The 17,158-nt window shown below is 56.4% G+C and carries 14 protein-coding genes; 4 read left to right on the top strand and 10 right to left on the bottom strand.

Annotated elements, in window-relative coordinates; translation table 11 throughout:
- Positions 1-98 precede the first annotated feature (98 nt).
- The 4 genes from mzrA to B3511_RS19300 all read right to left on the bottom strand — a co-directional run bounded on the left by mzrA (position 99) and on the right by B3511_RS19300 (position 3,681).
- Complete coding sequence (mzrA, locus tag B3511_RS19285) at positions 99-491, bottom strand: EnvZ/OmpR regulon moderator MzrA (protein WP_040073931.1); 393 nt, start codon at positions 489-491, stop codon at positions 99-101.
- A complete protein-coding gene (yqjA, locus tag B3511_RS19290) occupies positions 475-1,137 on the bottom strand; it encodes a DedA family general envelope maintenance protein YqjA (protein ID WP_040073932.1) in 663 nt (220 codons plus the stop codon). Before yqjA ends, mzrA begins: the two co-directional genes overlap by 17 nt.
- 348 nt (positions 1,138-1,485) lie before the next feature.
- Entirely contained in the window at positions 1,486-2,262 is a 777-nt protein-coding gene (gene exuR, locus B3511_RS19295; RefSeq protein WP_046885807.1) for a transcriptional regulator ExuR, read from the bottom strand.
- A gap of 120 nt (positions 2,263-2,382) precedes the next feature.
- Positions 2,383-3,681 carry an MFS transporter gene (locus B3511_RS19300; RefSeq protein WP_046885808.1) on the bottom strand — a complete coding sequence of 433 codons (1,299 nt, stop codon included), beginning with the start codon at positions 3,679-3,681 and terminating at the stop codon, positions 2,383-2,385.
- Between the two features lie 475 nt (positions 3,682-4,156).
- On the opposite strand from B3511_RS19300, the gene uxaC reads away from it, so the two are divergent.
- The 3 genes from uxaC (at position 4,157) to B3511_RS19315 (ending at position 7,703) form a co-directional block, all read left to right on the top strand.
- Positions 4,157-5,569: a glucuronate isomerase gene (uxaC, locus tag B3511_RS19305; protein WP_212476726.1), complete on the top strand. Its 1,413-nt coding sequence runs from the start codon at positions 4,157-4,159 to the stop codon at positions 5,567-5,569.
- A 17-nt stretch (positions 5,570-5,586) separates the two neighbouring features.
- On the top strand, positions 5,587-7,074 hold the full coding sequence (locus tag B3511_RS19310; RefSeq protein ID WP_046885810.1) for a UxaA family hydrolase: 1,488 nt from the start codon (positions 5,587-5,589) through the stop codon (positions 7,072-7,074).
- Positions 7,075-7,148: 74 nt separating this feature from the next.
- Positions 7,149-7,703 (top strand): YgjV family protein, encoded by a 555-nt coding sequence (locus B3511_RS19315; RefSeq protein WP_233800519.1) that lies wholly within the window; start codon positions 7,149-7,151, stop codon positions 7,701-7,703.
- A gap of 16 nt (positions 7,704-7,719) precedes the next feature.
- Here B3511_RS19315 and sstT read toward each other — a convergent pair whose 3' ends face one another.
- From sstT to B3511_RS19335, 4 genes are all read right to left on the bottom strand, one after another.
- Positions 7,720-8,961: a serine/threonine transporter SstT gene (sstT, locus tag B3511_RS19320; protein ID WP_286790078.1), complete on the bottom strand. Its 1,242-nt coding sequence runs from the start codon at positions 8,959-8,961 to the stop codon at positions 7,720-7,722.
- Positions 8,962-9,223: 262 nt separating this feature from the next.
- Positions 9,224-10,192, bottom strand: a complete 969-nt coding sequence (locus B3511_RS19325; protein ID WP_207292442.1) for a TerC family protein — start codon at positions 10,190-10,192, stop codon at positions 9,224-9,226.
- Positions 10,193-10,444: 252 nt separating this feature from the next.
- Positions 10,445-11,443: a Gfo/Idh/MocA family protein gene (locus B3511_RS19330; RefSeq protein ID WP_233800521.1), complete on the bottom strand. Its 999-nt coding sequence runs from the start codon at positions 11,441-11,443 to the stop codon at positions 10,445-10,447.
- A 70-nt stretch (positions 11,444-11,513) separates the two neighbouring features.
- Positions 11,514-12,017 (bottom strand): YgjP-like metallopeptidase domain-containing protein, encoded by a 504-nt coding sequence (locus B3511_RS19335; RefSeq protein WP_046885815.1) that lies wholly within the window; start codon positions 12,015-12,017, stop codon positions 11,514-11,516.
- An 83-nt stretch (positions 12,018-12,100) separates the two neighbouring features.
- Between B3511_RS19335 and rlmG the strand changes: the two genes are divergently transcribed.
- Positions 12,101-13,237, top strand: a complete 1,137-nt coding sequence (gene rlmG, locus B3511_RS19340) for a 23S rRNA (guanine(1835)-N(2))-methyltransferase RlmG (protein ID WP_286790079.1) — start codon at positions 12,101-12,103, stop codon at positions 13,235-13,237.
- A gap of 84 nt (positions 13,238-13,321) precedes the next feature.
- Here the strand turns inward: rlmG and B3511_RS19345 are convergent, their stop codons facing one another.
- Together B3511_RS19345 and lsrK are read right to left on the bottom strand one after the other, a co-directional pair.
- A complete protein-coding gene (locus tag B3511_RS19345; protein ID WP_286790080.1) occupies positions 13,322-15,343 on the bottom strand; it encodes an NADPH-dependent 2,4-dienoyl-CoA reductase in 2,022 nt (673 codons plus the stop codon).
- 199 nt (positions 15,344-15,542) lie between these two features.
- Positions 15,543-17,138 (bottom strand): autoinducer-2 kinase, encoded by a 1,596-nt coding sequence (gene lsrK / locus B3511_RS19350; RefSeq protein ID WP_286790081.1) that lies wholly within the window; start codon positions 17,136-17,138, stop codon positions 15,543-15,545.
- Positions 17,139-17,158 lie beyond the last annotated feature (20 nt).

Below are 17,158 nucleotides of genomic sequence, written 5' to 3' on the forward strand. Positions count from 1 at the left end.
TGCTGCGGAGTACATCGAGAGGTGCTCCGCGTACTTAAGCATAGTAAGTAAACGGCGATATCACCAAAGTGGGTGAAAAGATTCAGAATCCTGGAAGTTTAGCCCGCCAGGCGAGAGGTATCACGCAGGCGAGTTAGCCAGAGTGCAGCCTGGTTAGGATCATCCTGTTGCGCGATGATATAACCCTGCGGCAGCGTACGGTCGAGCACCTTTTTCGCTTCAGCGCTTTGGGCGCTGGAGTCAAAGGTGATTAACAGCACGTCATTCTGAGGCGTAATGCTTTTAAAGCGAATGCCATTAGCATCCAGATGGTGCCAGATGGAAAAGCCATCTGGCACGCTCGAACCCTGAATCACCGGGCGAATCGCCAGCGTAGACTCGTGGGTCTGGAGCGCTTTCCAGACCAGCAGCATGGCGCTGAGCATACACAGCGCCACCATGGCGTAAGTAAACTGTCGCATTGAGAGGCGCACGTTAACCTCGACTCCCATGTTTTTTCTTCCACAAAACAACCAGCGAGCCAATCAGGCCAAACACCAGCAGCACCACCGGAAGCAACATCAGGCACGACATTAGCGCGTCTTCATATTTAAGGAACACCGGCGTCTTGCCCAGCGCGTAGCCCAGGGTGGTCAGAATCAGTACCCACAGCAGGCCGCTCATCCAGTTGAAGAACTGAAAACGGGCGCTGTTCAGGCCGGAGAGGCCGGCTATGGTAGGTAAAAGGGTACGGACGAACGCGATGAAACGGCCAAGCAGCAGGGCGGAAAGACCATGCTTATGGAACAGATGGTGCGCACGCTGATGGTAGTGCGCCGGAAGATGCGAAAGCCAGTTCTGCACAATACGCGTATTGCCCAGCCATCGCCCCTGAATGTAGCTCACCCAACAGCCCAGGCTGGCGGCAATGGTCAGTAACACTACCGTTTGCGGGAAGGCCATCGCCCCCTTTGCGCAGAGCACCCCTACCAGCACCAGCAAGCTATCGCCCGGCAAAAACGCGGCGGGCAGCAGGCCGTTTTCAAGAAACAGAATCATAAACAGGACAAAATAGAGCATGCCAATCATGGAAGGATTGGCCAGGGTTTCGAAATCCTGGGCCCATAAGGCATTAAGTAATTGGGTAAAAAGTTCCATTCAGTGTTCCTGGAAATCGGTTAACGTCATGCCCGTCAACCGGGTCAAAACAGCACGGCGATAGTTTTTATAAAGACATTATGATCGCTCGCGGACACATTGTGTGGCCAGAACTGTTCCCTGTTAAATGGCTGGGTAAGCAAGCACTAACTTACAGAAATGCAAATTGCATCTAATTGTAACAAACCCCGCGGTTCTGCGTCACAGAATTTCACGAGGATAATGATGTGATTTTGGCTTAACCCAGGGAGGGGACGCGAGGGTATTTACAAAGGCTGACACTATAGAGGTTTGCTTACCCACAGACGCCAGAAGGCGCAATGATGCGCCCGCCAGCAGAGAAGAAAACTATTTTGTGCCGCTTGCGGCAGTATCAAGGTGAACAACCGGATTTTCGGCAAAAAGGTAACGGTCAGCGTTAAATTCGAAGTCATCACTCGTTTCGTTAAACAGCATTTGTTTAGTGTTCTCCAGGTGCTGCCACATGGCCAGCTTCGCCGCATGCGGATCTTTTCGAATCAATGCTTTAAGGATCTGGTCATGATCGTCACACCAGTTATCGACGGTGCGTAAATCGATATGATCGTGCAGTTTTTTCCAGTACGGGTTATGAACGCGCTGAGTCCACATTTTTTCAACAATCGCCGCCAGTGCCGTGTTTTGCGTTGCGAGCGCCACCTGGACATGGAATTGCAAATCCCATTCGGAATCGCGGAAACATTTTTCCTGTCGCGCTTTATCCTGGATCTCCATCAGCTTCATGATGTCCTGTTTGGTCACCTGGGTGGCGGCAAACTCGGCGATATTACTTTCAATAAGCTGACGCGCCTGCAGAAGCTCAAAGGGGCCGTAACTGGCAAATTCCAGACTTTCGTCCGGTGCCGGGGAGTGTTTTGCCTGGCTGGAGATAACATGAATGCCGGAACCTTTACGCACTTCGACGTAACCTTCGACCTCCAGCATAATGATAGCTTCACGAACCACGGTGCGGCTGACGCTCTTCTCATCGGCAATGAAACGCTCCGCAGGCAGTTTATCGCCCACCAGATAGACGCCTTGCTCGATGCGATCTTTCAGCTCGGCAGCAAGTTGCTGATAAAGACGACGGGGTTCGTTGATTTCCATATGCGCTCCAGGCAGGGTACGGCAGATGATATTTGTTATACCACTTTTGCTAAACCCCCACCAGATTTCGCCATCAAAAAAGCCGCCCTGACAGGCGGCTTTAGTTCACACTTTTCTTCGCTAACTCTGGGCGGCGGGGCCGCCTATGGTGCTCTTTGCCAGCTCCTCGGCTGACTGGTTTTTCAGTACCGTCCAGATAACAATGGCTCCCAGCACGTCGAACACCGCCAGTACCGCGAACAGCGGGCTAAAGCCGATAGTATCTGCCAGTGCGCCCACAACCAGTGCAAACAGGGTGCTGGCGGTCCAGGCTGCCATACCGGTCAGGCCGTTGGCGGTTGCCACTTCGTTACGCCCAAAGACGTCGGAAGAGAGGGTAATCAGCGCGCCAGACAGAGACTGGTGAGCAAAACCACCGATGCACAGCAGGCCAATCGCCACGTACGGGCTGGTGAAGAGGCCGATCATGCCTGGGCCAATCATCAGCAGTGCGCCCATGGTCACAACCATCTTACGTGACACAATCAGGTTAACACCAAACCAGCGCTGGAACAGTGGCGGCAGGTAACCCCCCACGATGCAGCCCAGGTCAGCAAACAGCATTGGCATCCAGGCAAACATGGCGATCTCTTTCAGGTTAAAGCCGTAAACTTTAAACATGAACAGCGGGATCCAGGCGTTGAAGGTACCCCAGGCCGGTTCTGCCAGGAAGCGTGGCAGGGCGATACCCCAGAATTGACGGGTACCCAGAATCTGCCAGACAGACATCTTTTTACCGTTGTTGGTCTGGTGCTGTGCTTCCTGACCACCAATGATGTATTCACGTTCTTCTTCAGAAAGTTTTTTCTGATCGCGCGGGTGTTTATAGAAGACCAGCCACGCCATTGCCCATGCAAAACTCAGCACGCCAGAGATGATGAATGCCATCTGCCAGCTGTGCATCACGATAGCCCATACCACCAGCGGCGGGGCAATCATCGCACCAATAGAAGAACCCACGTTGAAATAGCCAACGGCGATGGAGCGCTCTTTCGCCGGGAACCATTCAGAGCTGGCTTTCAGGCCGGCCGGGATCATAGCGGCTTCTGCAGCACCTACTGCGCCACGTGCCAGTGCCAGTCCACCCCAGCTGCCCGCCAGCGCGGTCGCGCCGCAGAATACTGCCCAGGTGACGGCGAAGAAGGCGTAGCCAATTTTGGTGCCGAGAATATCCAGCACATAGCCGGCAACGGGCTGCATGATGGTGTATGCCGCAGAGTAAGCGGCGATGATGTAAGAGTATTGCTGGGTCGAAATGTGCAGCTCTTCCATTAACGTTGGCGCCGCAGCCGCCACAGTGTTACGCGTCAGGTAGCCCAGCACGGTGCCAAGCGTCACCAGTGCGATCATGTACCAACGTAACCCTTTAATTTTACGCATGTAAAACCTCATCGTTATGTTATATCTGCGCTCTGGCGCAGCGCCTCTCTCGGTAAACCTGAGCGGCTTCTTTAACGGGAGGGCGTAACCGGGAGTGTCTCCCGGAACGGCCCGAACCTTGCCATAAGTGAATCGTGCATAAGTCGGTATCCGTACCGTGTATTCCGGTTGTGATAGAAACCGGTAAATCATTCCGTCGGCTTATAAATTGCGACGGCGAGAAGATAACTTGTCATACAACTTTAAAAGGTGAGTGACATCACAAAAGTGTGAATCTTTGTAAGGTCATTATTTGCGGCGAGCTAAGCCAGTGCTGGCGCGGCTTCCAGCGGCCTCTGCCCCTTTGGAGGTAATTTTTTTGTGGGCGTTTATTGATCTAACTCACGAAAAAATCTTCTGGCTCTGGAAATTGGTGTGATAACTTTGCAGCATCTGAACATAAGCTTTCTGACGCACTCGTAATGAGGATGACGATATGACCGCGTTTATGACCGACGATTTCCTGTTAGATACTGAATTTGCCCGCCGCCTGTATCATGACTATGCAAAAGACCAGCCGATTTTTGACTACCACTGCCATCTGCCGCCGCAGCAGGTTGCCGAAAATTATCGCTTTAAAAACCTGTATGACATCTGGCTGAAAGGTGACCATTACAAGTGGCGTGCCATGCGCACCAACGGTGTGGCCGAGCGCCTCTGCACCGGTGATGCGTCAGACCGCGAGAAATTTGATGCCTGGGCGGCAACCGTGCCGCACACCATCGGTAACCCGCTGTACCACTGGACGCACCTGGAATTGCGTCGTCCGTTTGGTATCACGGGCAAACTGCTGTCCCCGACCACGGCAGACGAGATCTGGGATGAGTGCAACGCGCTGCTGGCGCAGGACAAATTCTCTGCCCGCGGCATCATGAAGCAGATGAACGTGAAGATGGTCGGCACCACCGACGATCCGATTGACTCACTGGAGCACCACGCCATCGTTGCACAAGACAGCAGCTTTGATGTGAAAGTGCTGCCAAGCTGGCGCCCAGATAAAGCCTTCAATATTGAACTGGCCACCTTTAACGATTACATGGCGAAGCTTGGCGACGTCTCTGATACCGAGATTCGTCGCTTTACCGACCTGCAAACAGCTCTGACAAAACGTCTGGATCACTTCGCGGCGCACGGCTGTAAAGTGTCTGACCATGCGCTGGACGTGGTGCTGTTTGCCGATTCCAGTGAAGCCGAGCTGGACAGCATTCTGGCCCGTCGCCTGGCAGGTGAAACCTTAAGCGAACACGAAGTGGCGCAGTTTAAAACCGCCGTACTGGTCTGGCTGGGCGCGGAATATGCGCGTCGCGGCTGGGTTCAGCAGTACCACATTGGCGCGCTGCGTAATAACAACCTGCGTCAGTTCAAACTGCTGGGGCCGGACGTGGGCTTTGACTCCATTAACGACCGCCCGCTGGCGGAAGAGCTCTCTAAACTGCTGAGCAAGCAAAACGAAGAGAACCTGCTGCCAAAAACCATCCTCTACTGCCTGAACCCGCGCGATAACGAAGTGCTGGGCACCATGATCGGTAACTTCCAGGGCGAAGGGATGCCAGGCAAGATGCAGTTTGGCTCCGGCTGGTGGTTCAACGATCAGAAAGACGGCATGGAGCGTCAGATGACGCAGCTGGCGCAGCTGGGTCTGTTAAGCCGCTTCGTCGGGATGCTGACCGATAGCCGTAGCTTCCTGTCTTATACACGCCATGAATATTTCCGCCGCATTCTCTGCCAGATGATCGGCCGCTGGGTCGCCGCGGGCGAAGCACCGGCAGATATCCAGCTGCTGGGCGAAATGGTGAAAAATATCTGCTTTAACAATGCGCGTGACTACTTCGCCATTGAACTGAACTAAGGCCGTTAGGGGTTGATATGCAATACATCAAGATCCATTCGCTGGATAACGTTGCGGTAGCGCTGGCGGATCTGGCCGAAGGCACGGAAGTGACTTTTGATAACCAGAGCGTCACGCTTCGTCAGGCTGTTTCGCGCGGGCATAAGTTTGCCCTGCGCCTGATTGCCAAAGGGGAGAATGTCGTCAAATACGGCCTGCCTATCGGCCATGCGCTGGCAGACATTGCGCCGGGTGAATTCATTCACTCCCACAATACCCGCACCAATCTGAGCGATCTGGACGAGTACAGCTATCAACCCGATTTCCAGGCCGGGGAGCAGCAGGCCGCGGATCGCGACGTGGAGATCTACCGCCGCGCCAGCGGTGAGGTGGGGATCCGCAACGAGCTGTGGATCCTGCCGACCGTCGGCTGCGTGAACGCCATGGCCCGTCAGATGCAGAACCGTTTCCTGAAAGAGACGAACAACGCCGAAGGTATCGACGGCGTTCACCTGTTTAGCCATACCTACGGCTGCTCGCAGCTGGGCGACGACCACATTAATACCCGTACCATGCTGCAAAATATGGTGCGTCACCCGAATGCCGGTGCAGTGCTGGTGGTGGGGCTCGGTTGTGAAAACAATCAGGTGGATGCCTTCCGCGAGACCCTGGGGGAGTATGATCCCGATCGCGTGCACTTTATGGTCTGTCAGCATCAGGACGATGAAGTGGAAGCGGGGCTTGAGCAGCTGCACCAGCTGTATGAGGCGATGCGCCACGATAAACGCGAGCCAGGTAAGCTGAGCGAGCTAAAATTCGGCCTCGAGTGCGGCGGTTCTGACGGTCTGTCCGGCATCACCGCTAACCCGATGCTGGGACGTTTCTCTGATTACGTGATTGGCAACGGCGGCACCACCGTGCTGACTGAAGTGCCGGAGATGTTCGGCGCAGAGCGTATTCTGATGAGCCACTGCCGCGATGAAGCGACCTTTGAAAAGACCGTGACCATGGTCAACGACTTCAAACAGTACTTTATCGCCCACAACCAGCCCATCTATGAAAACCCGTCGCCGGGCAACAAAGCGGGCGGGATCACCACTCTGGAGGAGAAATCCCTCGGCTGTACGCAGAAAGCGGGGGCCAGCCAGGTGGTTGATGTGCTGCGCTACGGCGAACGCCTGAAGACGCACGGCCTGAACTTGCTGAGCGCGCCGGGCAACGACGCGGTCGCCACCAGCGCCCTGGCGGGAGCAGGCTGTCATATGGTGCTGTTCAGTACCGGGCGCGGTACGCCGTACGGCGGCTTTGTCCCTACGGTGAAAATTGCCACCAACAGCGAGCTGGCGGCGAAGAAGAAGCACTGGATCGATTTCGACGCAGGCCAGTTGATCCACGGCAAAGGGATGCCTCAGGTGCTGGATGAGTTTGTTGATCTGATTGTTGATATTGCAAACGGCAAATCTACCTGTAACGAGAAAAACGACTTCCGTGAGCTGGCGATCTTCAAAAGCGGCGTGACGTTGTAAGTCACAGGGATCGAATTAAAGCGGCGTTTCTTAAGGAAGCGCCGTTTCTTTTTGCCTGACCACAGGAAACTTTCATGACCGCGTATTGGCTTGCCCAGGGCGTTGGTGTCTTCGCCTTTCTGATCGGCATTACCACCTTCCTCAACCGCGACGAGCGGAAATTCAAAATCCAGCTCTCCCTCTACAGCGCCGTTATTGGCATCCATTTCTTTCTGATGGGAGCCTTTCCGGCTGGCTCCAGCGCCATGCTCAATACCGTGCGCACGCTTATTACCCTGCGCACCCGCAGTCTGTGGGTGATGACGGTGTTTATTGTCCTGACGGGCGGCATCGGGCTGGCTAAATTCCATCACCCCATGGAGTTGCTGCCGGTTGCCAGTACCATCGTTAGCACCTGGGCGCTGTTTCGCAGCAAAGGGCTGACGATGCGCTGCATTATCTGGTGCTCCACGCTCTGTTGGGTGATTCATAACTTCTGGTTGGGATCGATTGGCGGGACCTTAATCGAAGGGAGTTTTCTGGTCATGAACGGGCTGAACATCATCCGTTTCTGGCGCATGCAGCGCAGGGGGATCGATCCGTTTAAAGTAGAGAAAGACTTGCGGGAAGAGCGCCCCTCCGTCCGTTGACGGAAGGGCTTGAGTGTTAACTACGCAGGGCGTTTTTCGCCAGACGCGCATCTTCTGCCTGGCACACGGCTGCGGTAAACATCACGTCCGTAGAGGAGTTGATGGCCGTTTCGCAGGAGTCCTGCAATACGCCGATAATGAAGCCCACCGCCACCACCTGCATGGCAATCTCGTTCGGGATGCCGAACATGTTGCACGCCAGCGGGATCAGCAGCAGAGACCCGCCCGCCACGCCGGATGCGCCACAGGCGCAGAGTGCGGCCACCACGCTCAGCAGCAGCGCCGTTGGCAGATCCACCGGGATACCCAAAGTATGTACCGCCGCCAGGGTTAGCACGGTGATGGTGATCGCCGCACCCGCCATATTGACGGTTGCGCCCAATGGAATGGAGACCGAATAGGTATCACGATCCAGATTCAGCTTCTCGCAAAGCGACATGTTAACCGGAATGTTGGCGGCCGAACTGCGGGTGAAGAAGGCGGTGACTCCGCTTTCACGCAGGCACATCAACACCAGCGGATACGGATTGCGGCGGGTCTGGATGAAAACCAGCAGCGGGTTAATCACTAGCGCCACAATTGCCATACAGCCAATCAATACAAGTAGCAACTGGGCATAACCCCACAGGGCGCCAAAACCGGTGGTGGCCAATGTTGAGGCTACCAGACCAAAAATACCGATCGGTGCAAAGCGGATCACCACGGTAACGATGAAGGTCACGGCATTAGAAACGTCAGTAATCAGATTTTTGGTAGTGTCTTTGCTGTGACGGAGGGCAAAGCCAAGACCTACCGCCCATACCAGAATGCCAATGTAGTTTGCGTTAATCAGAGCGTGGATCGGGTTGGCGACAATACTCATCAGCAGTCCGTGCATGACCTCAACAATACCCGCAGGCGGGGTGATATCGGTTGCGCCAGTGGTCAGCTGTAATGTGGAGGGGAAGATAAAACTTACCACTACCGCCGTCAGGGCGGCGGTGAAGGTACCAATCAGGTACATCCAGAGAATAGGGCGGATATTGGTTTTTTGCCCCTGCTGATGGTTGGCAATCGATGCCATCACCAGCGTCAGCACCAGGACCGGTGCCACGGCTTTCAGAGCGCCGACGAACAGCGTGCCGAGCAGCCCTGTCGCTTCAGCGGCGGGTTTAGAGATAAGGGCCAGCGCCACGCCCAGCACCAGACCGACCAGTATTTGCTTAACAAGACTGCCGCCGGATATGCGCCGGAACAAGCCAGAAGATTGCATCGTCATGAGGATTCCTTAAGTGAAACTGTGTTCCATCCGTGATGTGCTCTGTGTCACATTATGACTGGATGTAAGTAAATGTTTGCCTAAATGAGTATAAGGAAAGCGTGGCGCGTGGGAAGCGTAAAATGCTGGGTTTTACGTACTGCGTCATGTTTTTTAACTGTATATTTACATTTTTGCGGAGCAGAGCAATATCCAAAAAAACGGCAACTCGGAGGTTACCGTTTTCAGTGGAATTTAACGCGTCAGGAGGTGATATCCGACCTTACTGCGTCTGCTGCTTTTTATCGTTCTGATGGTTCACCCAGGCGTTGATAATTAAGGTCAGCGCCAGAATGCCAAATACTATGCCCAGCGAGATGGCGATCGGAATATGATAGAAGTCGACAATCAGCATCTTAATACCGATAAAGACCAGGATAACCGACAGGCCATACTTCAGCATTGAGAAGCGCTCCGCGACGCCCGCCAGCAGGAAGTACATGGCACGCAGGCCCAGAATCGCAAACAGGTTTGAGGTCAGGACGATGAACGGGTCGGTGGTCACCGCGAAGATCGCCGGAATGCTGTCCACCGCGAAGATCACATCACTTAGCTCAACCAGAATCAGCACCAGAAGCAGCGGCGTGGCAAACAGCAGGCCATTTTTGCGCACAAAGAAGTGCTCGCTCTCGATGGTATCGGTCATGCGCAGATGGCCGCGAAGCCACTTGACCATCGGCTTTTCGCCGATGCCGGTTTCGTCCTCTTTCGCCAGCGCCATTTTGACCCCGGTGAAGAGCAGGAACGCGCCAAAGACATACAGCAGCCATTCGAACTGCGTAATCAGCCAGCTACCGGCGAAGATCATGATGGTACGCAGGACAATGGCACCCAGTACCCCATAAACCAGCACCCGGCGCTGCAACGCCGCCGGTACCGCGAAGTAACTGAACAGCATCAGCCAGACGAAGACGTTATCCACCGCCAGCGCTTTTTCAATCAGATAGCCGGTGAGGAAGGCGAGCGCCTGCGGATCGGCGACAGCGCGGCCCTGGGTCGTCGCCAGGTACCACCAGAAAGCGGCGCAGAAGAGCAGAGAGAGGGTGACCCACACCAGGGACCAGGCGGCGGCTTGCTTCATGGTCATGCCGTGTTCGCCGCGACGACCCTGCAAAAAGAGGTCTATCGCCAGCATGATGAGCACGACAACCGCGAATCCGCCCCACAACATTGGAGTGCCGACAGAGTGCATAATTTTTTTCCTCGCACATAAAAAACAAAAACGGCTATGGTCGAAAGACGATAGCCGTTAGCTTTTTATGCATAGACCTCGCCTTTCGGCAAGGTCTCACTTACAACCATGAAGGTTGCCCGGCGACCGGATGCGGTTTTACACACATCGTAATGACGATCCACCGGCAAGGAAGTTACTCCCCTTTGCACGTAACAAAATATGTCAGGTCAATGATTTCGTCAATCTCCTGCCAGACTTTATTACATAGCTTTACGCGGTGACTTCAGCGCTCAGACCGTCAGCGGGGAAGACCACACCGGTCTGACGGCGGATTTCCGTCTGCAGTTTCGCCGTGGTGCGGCTGACCGCGAGGCCCGGGTGATTCACTTCGTTGTCTTCAACCAGTCGCGCGAATACCTCTGCCTCATAAAGCATAGTGTTAATATGCTGAGGCTGCGTCAGCTCCTGCGCTTTGCCGCCGCGCGGCACGAAGCTCAGTTTCTGGCACTCAGAGATTTTTTCAATCACCAGCGAGCCGTTTTCGCCCTGAATTTCGCTTGGCAGCACCGAATCACTCACTTTGGAGTGTTGCAGCGTGACGCTGAAATCACCGTAATCCAGTACTACTAGCCCGTGGGCATCCACGCCGCTCTCCAGCAGACTGGCGGTGGCGGTTACACCGTGCGGTTCGCCCCATAGCGCCACGGCACTGGCGAGGCAGTAGAACCCAATATCCATAATCGAGCCGTTAGAGAAAGCCGGATTAAAGGTGTTTGGGTTTTCGCCGTCAAGATAGCGCTGATAGCGCGACGAATACTGGCAGTAGTTGATAAAGGCTTTACGCACCTTGCCAATTTTCGGCAGGGACTGCTGCAACAGCAGGAAGTTTGGCAGGCTGGCGGTTTTGAAGGCTTCGAACAGCACCACCTGGTTTTCGCGGGCAAGCGCAATGGCGGCTTCTACTTCCTGAATATTTGAGGCCAGCGGCTTTTCGCAAATCACATGTTTTTTATGGCTGAGGAACAGTGCAGTTTGCGTAAAGTGCAGAGAGTTTGGGCTGGCGATATAGACAGCATCAATGGCATCGCTTTGAGCCATCTCTTCCAGAGAGGTAAACAGGTTTTCGACGAGATAATCACCGGCAAAAGTCTGGGCCTGTTCAAGGCTACGGGAAAAGACTGCGGTGAGTTTGAATTTGCCGGTCTCGTGGGCGGCGTCAACGAACTGGCGGGTGATCCAGTTCGTTCCAATGACTGCGAAACGTATCATAAACGTTTACGTACTCCGTAGCTGGGAACCTTTAGCCACTGTAGCACGGCCGCGTGACAAAATGAGTGCGCTATTCCGCATTACCTTTTAACGATAAATGCGTAAGCCATAACCGGGTATCAAACTCCAGCTGGTGGTATTGCGGTTCCATATGGCAGCACAGGGAGTAGAACGCTTTGTCGTGCTCTTTCTCTTTCAGGTGCGCCAGCTCATGCACCACGATCATTCGCAAAAACGCCTCGGGGGCGTTGCGAAACACCGTCGCTACGCGGATCTCGGCTTTGGCTTTTAGCTTGCCGCCCTGCACGCGGGAGATGGCGGTATGCAGGCCGAGAGCATTTTTCAGTACGTGGATCTTGTTGTCGTACATCACCTTATTGATCGGCGGCGCGCTCTTCAGATACCGGTTTTTCAGATCCTGCGTATACTGCCAGAGCGCCTTATCGGTCGCGAAATCGTGCGTGCCGGGGTAGCGTTTTTCCAGCACCGCGCCCAGCTTTTGCTCGGCAATCAGGCTGCGAACCTGAGTCAGTAAGTTCTCCGGGTAGCCCTGGAGATAAGTAAGTTGGTTCATCAACGCCCCAAATCGACAATAAAACGGGTATACTCACGCACCCTTTTCAGGGATACGCCAAATTTTACCATTCAGGAGGGCCGATGAGCCACTTAGACAACGGTTTCCGTTCACTCAACCTTAAACGTTTCCCGGAAACGGATGACGTTAACCCGCTTCAGGCGTGGGAAGCGGCGGATGACTATCTGCTGCAGCAGTTGGATGACACTGAAATCAGCGGCCCGGTTCTGATCCTGAATGACGCCTTTGGCGCGCTGGCCTGCGCGCTGGCAGAGCACACGCCCTACAGCATCGGCGACTCTTACCTGAGCGAGCTGGCAACGCGTGAGAACCTGCGCCATAACGATATCGATGAAGGCAGCGTGAAGTTCCTCGACAGCACCGCGGACTACCCGCAGGCGCCGGGCGTGGTGCTGATTAAAGTGCCAAAAACCATGGCGCTGCTGGAGCAGCAACTGCGCGCGCTGCGTAAGGTGGTTACCCCGCAAACGCGTATCATCGCCGGTGCCAAGGCGCGCGATATCCACACCTCGACGCTGGAACTGTTCGAGAAAGTGCTCGGCCCCACCACCACCACGCTGGCCTGGAAAAAAGCGCGCCTGATCAACTGTACCTTCAGCGCACCGGAACTGGCTGACGCACCCGAAACCCTGAGCTGGAAGCTGGAGGGTACCGACTGGACCATCCACAACCATGCGAACGTCTTCTCCCGCACCGGGCTGGATATTGGGGCGCGTTTCTTTATGGAGCATCTGCCGGAGAACCTCGAAGGGGAGATTGTAGACCTGGGCTGTGGTAACGGCGTGATTGGCCTGAAGCTGTTGGCGAAGAACCCGGACGCCAGCGTGGTGTTTAGCGATGAGTCGCCAATGGCGGTGGCATCAAGCCGTCTGAACGTCGAAACCAACATGCCGGACGCGCTGGATCGCTGCGAGTTTATGATCAACAACGCGCTGTCGGGCGTGGAGCCTTTCCGCTTCAACGCCGTCTTCTGTAACCCGCCGTTCCACCAGAAGCACGCCCTGACGGATAACGTTGCATGGGAGATGTTCCACCATGCCCGCCGCTGCCTGAAAATTAACGGCGAGCTGTACATCGTGGCGAACCGCCACCTGGACTACTTCCACAAGCTGAAGAAGATTTTCGGTAACTGCGTCACCATCGCGACGAACAATAAGTTTGTGGTGCTGAAAGCGGTTAAGCTGGGACGTCGTCGGTAAGAGGATTACCCCCTCCCCCCACGGGGGAGAGGGGACGAATACAACCTCGCCCCTGTGGGGAGAGGGCCGGGGTGAGGGGAAAAATTAAATGCTTAATGCCAGCATCGTCCCCTGCGCAATCGCCCGTCGGGCATCCAGCTCCATCGCCACATCACACCCACCAATCAGATGCACCGTTTTGCCGGCATCGCGCAGCGGATCTGCCAGATCGCGTTTCGGCTCCTGCCCGGCACATAAAATCACCTGATCCACCGCCAGCAGCTGCGACTCTCCGCCGATCGTCACATGCAGACCGTCGTCGTCGATCTTCTGGTAGCTCACCGCCGGGATCATCTTCACCCCCCGTGAGAGCAGGGTGGCGCGGTGGATCCAGCCCGTGGTTTTACCCAGCCCTTCGCCCGGTTTGCTGGCTTTACGCTGCAGCATCACAATCTGGCGCGGGCTGGCCGGCAGTTGCGGCCCTTCGGGGCGTAACCCACCGGACTGGTTCAGGCTGGTATCGATTCCCCATTCCACACAAAATTCGGCAATGTTCTGGCTGGTGGCCTCTCCTGGCTGGCTCAGGTACATGGCGGTATCAAAGCCGATTCCGCCGCAGCCGATAATCGCCACCTTTTCGCCCACCGGCACTTTATCGCGTAGCACGTCGAGATAGCTCAGCACCTTCGGATGATCGATACCCGCGATCGCCGGGGTACGCGGGGCAATCCCGCTGGCGAGGATCACCTCGTCGAAACCGATCAGATCGGGCGCATTCACTCTCTGGTTGAGCTGCAGATCGACGCCCGTGACCTCGATCATCCGGCGGTAGTAGCGCAGCGTCTCGTAAAACTCCTCTTTGCCGGGGATCTGTTTGGCGATATTAAACTGCCCGCCAATCTCGGCAGCCGCGTCAAACAGCGTGACGCTGTGCCCTCGAGCGGCGGCATTTACCGCAAATGCTAACCCTGCCGGGCCTGCACCGACCACGGCGAGACGCTTTTTAACGATCGCTGGGATCACCGGCAGTTTGGTTTCGTGGCAGGCGCGTGGGTTGACCAGGCAGGAGGTGACTTTGCCGACAAAGATCTGATCCAGACAGGCCTGGTTACAGCCGATGCAGGTGTTGATCTCATCTGCGCGCCCGCTCTGCGCTTTAGAAAGGATCTCCGCATCGGCGAGGAACGGGCGCGCCATGGAGACCATATCGGCATCATCGCGTGAAAGCACATCGTCCGCCACCTGCGGATCGTTAATACGGTTGGTGGTCACCAGCGGAATAGAGACTTTGCCTTTCAGCTTACGCGTCACCCAACTGAACGCGGCGCGCGGTACCGGGGTAGCGATGGTCGGGATGCGCGCCTCGTGCCAGCCGATGCCGGTGTTGATGATCGTGGCTCCGGCGGCTTCTATTGCCTGGGCCAGTTGGACGGTTTCGTCGAAGGTGCCGCCGCCCTCCACCAGGTCGAGCATCGAGAGACGGTAGACGATGATAAAATCCGCACCCGCCCGTTCCCGTACGGCGCGCACCACCTCGACGGCAAAACGCATGCGGCGGGCATAATCGCCGCCCCATTCGTCGTCGCGCTGGTTGGTGCGGGCGGCGAGAAACTCGTTAATCAGGTAGCCTTCCGACCCCATGACCTCTACGCCATCATATCCTGCTTCCCGCGCCAGTGCGGCGCAACGGGCGAAGTCGTCAATTAGCGCCAGGATCTGGTCGTGGCTGAGCGCCTGCGGTTTGAAGCGGTTAATCGGTGCCTGAATGGCAGAGGGCGCCACCAGATGCGGCTGATAGCTGTAACGGCCGGTATGCAGGATCTGCAGCGCGATTTTGCCCCCCTCACGATGGACGGCGTCGGTCACGAGGCGGTGATGGGGAAGCTGGCTGGCGTCATTCAGTACCGCGCCGCCCTCCATCGTAACGCCAGAAAGGGCGGGGGCCACGCCGCCGGTCACAATCAGCGCCACGCCATGGCGGGCGCGCTCGGCGTAGAAAGCCGCCAGGCGCTCAGCGCCGTCCGGACGCTCCTCCAGACCGGTGTGCATCGATCCCATCAGTACACGGTTTTTGAGGGTGGTGAACCCCAGGTCGAGCGGGGCGAATAACGACGGGTAGCGGCTCATACTCTCTTCCAGTGTTAATTTATTGTTATGTGGTCGGATGAGTTACTAATTTAGCCAGCGGAGAGTAAAAGGGAAAAGGGGAATGCGGTGATTGTGATGGGATTCAAATATTGTGCGGCCTGATGCCCTCACCCTAACCCTCTCCCACGGGGAGAGGGGACTTACACACCCAGTGCGGGGGACTTTTACTCCCTCTCCCTCAGGGAGAGGGCCGGGGTGAGGGGGATACCCGCACCAGCCCAGGCGCCTGCCACATTGACGTGGTCAACCCGCTATCCACCAGCCCAAGCTGATCGGCGTACACCGCCTGCCATTTCTGCATCATGCCGTCGTACAGCTCCCGGTGTTCCGGGTTCGGCGTAAATTCGCGGCTCCATTTCACCAGCCGCTCCCCCGTTGAGGCCATATCCGCAAACAGCCCGGCACCAGTACCCGCCGCAATTGCACAGCCGAGCGCCGTCGCCTCTTTTACCTCGGGCACGCGCACCGGCAGGCCAGTGACGTCACTTAAAATCTGGCTCCATAAGGCGCCTTTCGCCCCGCCGCCCGCAAAGACCAGGCTCTCAAACGTCACCCCGGAAAAGTGCGAAATTTGCGTCAGGTTGCAGGCGGAGACAATCGCCGCGTTCTCTTCCAGCGCGCGGAATAGCGTGGCTTTGTTGCACTTTTCCGGGTCGATGGAGAGATTGATAAACGACGGTGCTGCGTGATACCACTGCTTAAAGTGCATCGCATCAGAAAATATCGGCATCACACCGTGGGATCCCGCCGGCACGCGGCTCGCCATCTCTTCCAGCAGGCTGTAGGTATCTACCCCCATCCGCTCGGCAATGAGCTTCTCTTCCGCGCAAAAGGCATCGCGGAACCAGCGCATGGTCAGCCCGGTAAAGAAGCTGATCGACTCCGCCTGGGCCATACTGGGGATGACGTGCGGGTTAACGCGAATATTCATATCAGGATCGGTTCGCACTTGCGGCAGGTTTACCACCTGCTGCCAGAAGGTGCCGCCTAATACCGCCGTTTGCCCGGCGCGCACCACCCCTAATCCCAGGCAACCCAGCTGTACGTCGCCGCCGCCCATCACTACCGGCGTGCCTTCGCGCAGGCCGCTCTGTTGCGCGGCTTCGCGGGTGATGGCCCCCAGCACGGTCCCCGTCTCTTTCACCGGAGAGAGAATATCGGCGCGCAGCCCGGCCATGTCGAGCAGCGCCGGACGCCAGTCGCGGGAGAAGAGATCTAACATGCCCGTGGTCCCCGCGTTGGACGGATCGACCGCCAGCTCGCCGGAGAGTTTTGCCGCCAGCCAGTCGCTGATCATGGTGATGGTGGCGGCTTTGCGATAGATATCCGGGCGATGGTGCGCCAGCCACAGCAGGCGCGGCATGGCGCTGAGGGCCAGGGTCTGGCCGGAAACGTCATACACCTCGGATTCGAAACGGTAATCGTGGATCTCTTTGAGTTCGGCTACCTCGCGGCTGGCGCGGGCATCGACGTTGGCACAGGCCCAGATGGCCTCGCCGTTGCGGTCATACAGCACAATCCCTTCGCGCATCGAGCAGCAGGCGACGGACTGAATATCCGCCGCGTTCAGGTGCGCGCGCGTCAGCGCCTGCTGAATGCACTGGCAGGCCAGCCGCCAGTTGGTATCGAGGTCAAACTCCATCGACCCAGGCACATTCTCCACGCTCAGGTGTTTCCACTCGGCCTGGCCGACGGCAATCTGGTTGCCTTGTAGATCGAAAATCACGGCGCGAACGCTGCCTGTCCCTGCATCTAACGCTAAAAGGTAACTCATGAGCATGCCTCGTGGTTTGC

Source organism: Leclercia sp. UBA1284 (genome assembly GCF_002308415.1).
In the GTDB taxonomy this organism is placed as follows: Bacteria; Pseudomonadota; Gammaproteobacteria; order Enterobacterales; family Enterobacteriaceae; genus Enterobacter; species Enterobacter pneumoniae.

What these genes read in the sequence shown, in the direction of transcription:
- B3511_RS19335 (WP_046885815.1), bottom strand. Translation starts at nt 12,017, where the DNA reads ATGAACCAACTTACTTATCTCCAGGGCTACCCGGAGAACTTACTGACT.
- yqjA (WP_040073932.1), bottom strand. Translation starts at nt 1,137, where the DNA reads ATGGAACTTTTTACCCAATTACTTAATGCCTTATGGGCCCAGGATTTC.
- rlmG (WP_286790079.1), top strand. Translation starts at nt 12,101, where the DNA reads ATGAGCCACTTAGACAACGGTTTCCGTTCACTCAACCTTAAACGTTTC.
- B3511_RS19300 (WP_046885808.1), bottom strand. Translation starts at nt 3,681, where the DNA reads ATGCGTAAAATTAAAGGGTTACGTTGGTACATGATCGCACTGGTGACG.
- mzrA (WP_040073931.1), bottom strand. Translation starts at nt 491, where the DNA reads ATGGGAGTCGAGGTTAACGTGCGCCTCTCAATGCGACAGTTTACTTAC.
- exuR (WP_046885807.1), bottom strand. Translation starts at nt 2,262, where the DNA reads ATGGAAATCAACGAACCCCGTCGTCTTTATCAGCAACTTGCTGCCGAG.
- B3511_RS19315 (WP_233800519.1), top strand. Translation starts at nt 7,149, where the DNA reads ATGACCGCGTATTGGCTTGCCCAGGGCGTTGGTGTCTTCGCCTTTCTG.
- B3511_RS19345 (WP_286790080.1), bottom strand. Translation starts at nt 15,343, where the DNA reads ATGAGCCGCTACCCGTCGTTATTCGCCCCGCTCGACCTGGGGTTCACC.
- B3511_RS19325 (WP_207292442.1), bottom strand. Translation starts at nt 10,192, where the DNA reads ATGCACTCTGTCGGCACTCCAATGTTGTGGGGCGGATTCGCGGTTGTC.
- lsrK (WP_286790081.1), bottom strand. Translation starts at nt 17,138, where the DNA reads ATGAGTTACCTTTTAGCGTTAGATGCAGGGACAGGCAGCGTTCGCGCC.
- uxaC (WP_212476726.1), top strand. Translation starts at nt 4,157, where the DNA reads ATGACCGCGTTTATGACCGACGATTTCCTGTTAGATACTGAATTTGCC.
- sstT (WP_286790078.1), bottom strand. Translation starts at nt 8,961, where the DNA reads ATGACGATGCAATCTTCTGGCTTGTTCCGGCGCATATCCGGCGGCAGT.
- B3511_RS19330 (WP_233800521.1), bottom strand. Translation starts at nt 11,443, where the DNA reads ATGATACGTTTCGCAGTCATTGGAACGAACTGGATCACCCGCCAGTTC.
- B3511_RS19310 (WP_046885810.1), top strand. Translation starts at nt 5,587, where the DNA reads ATGCAATACATCAAGATCCATTCGCTGGATAACGTTGCGGTAGCGCTG.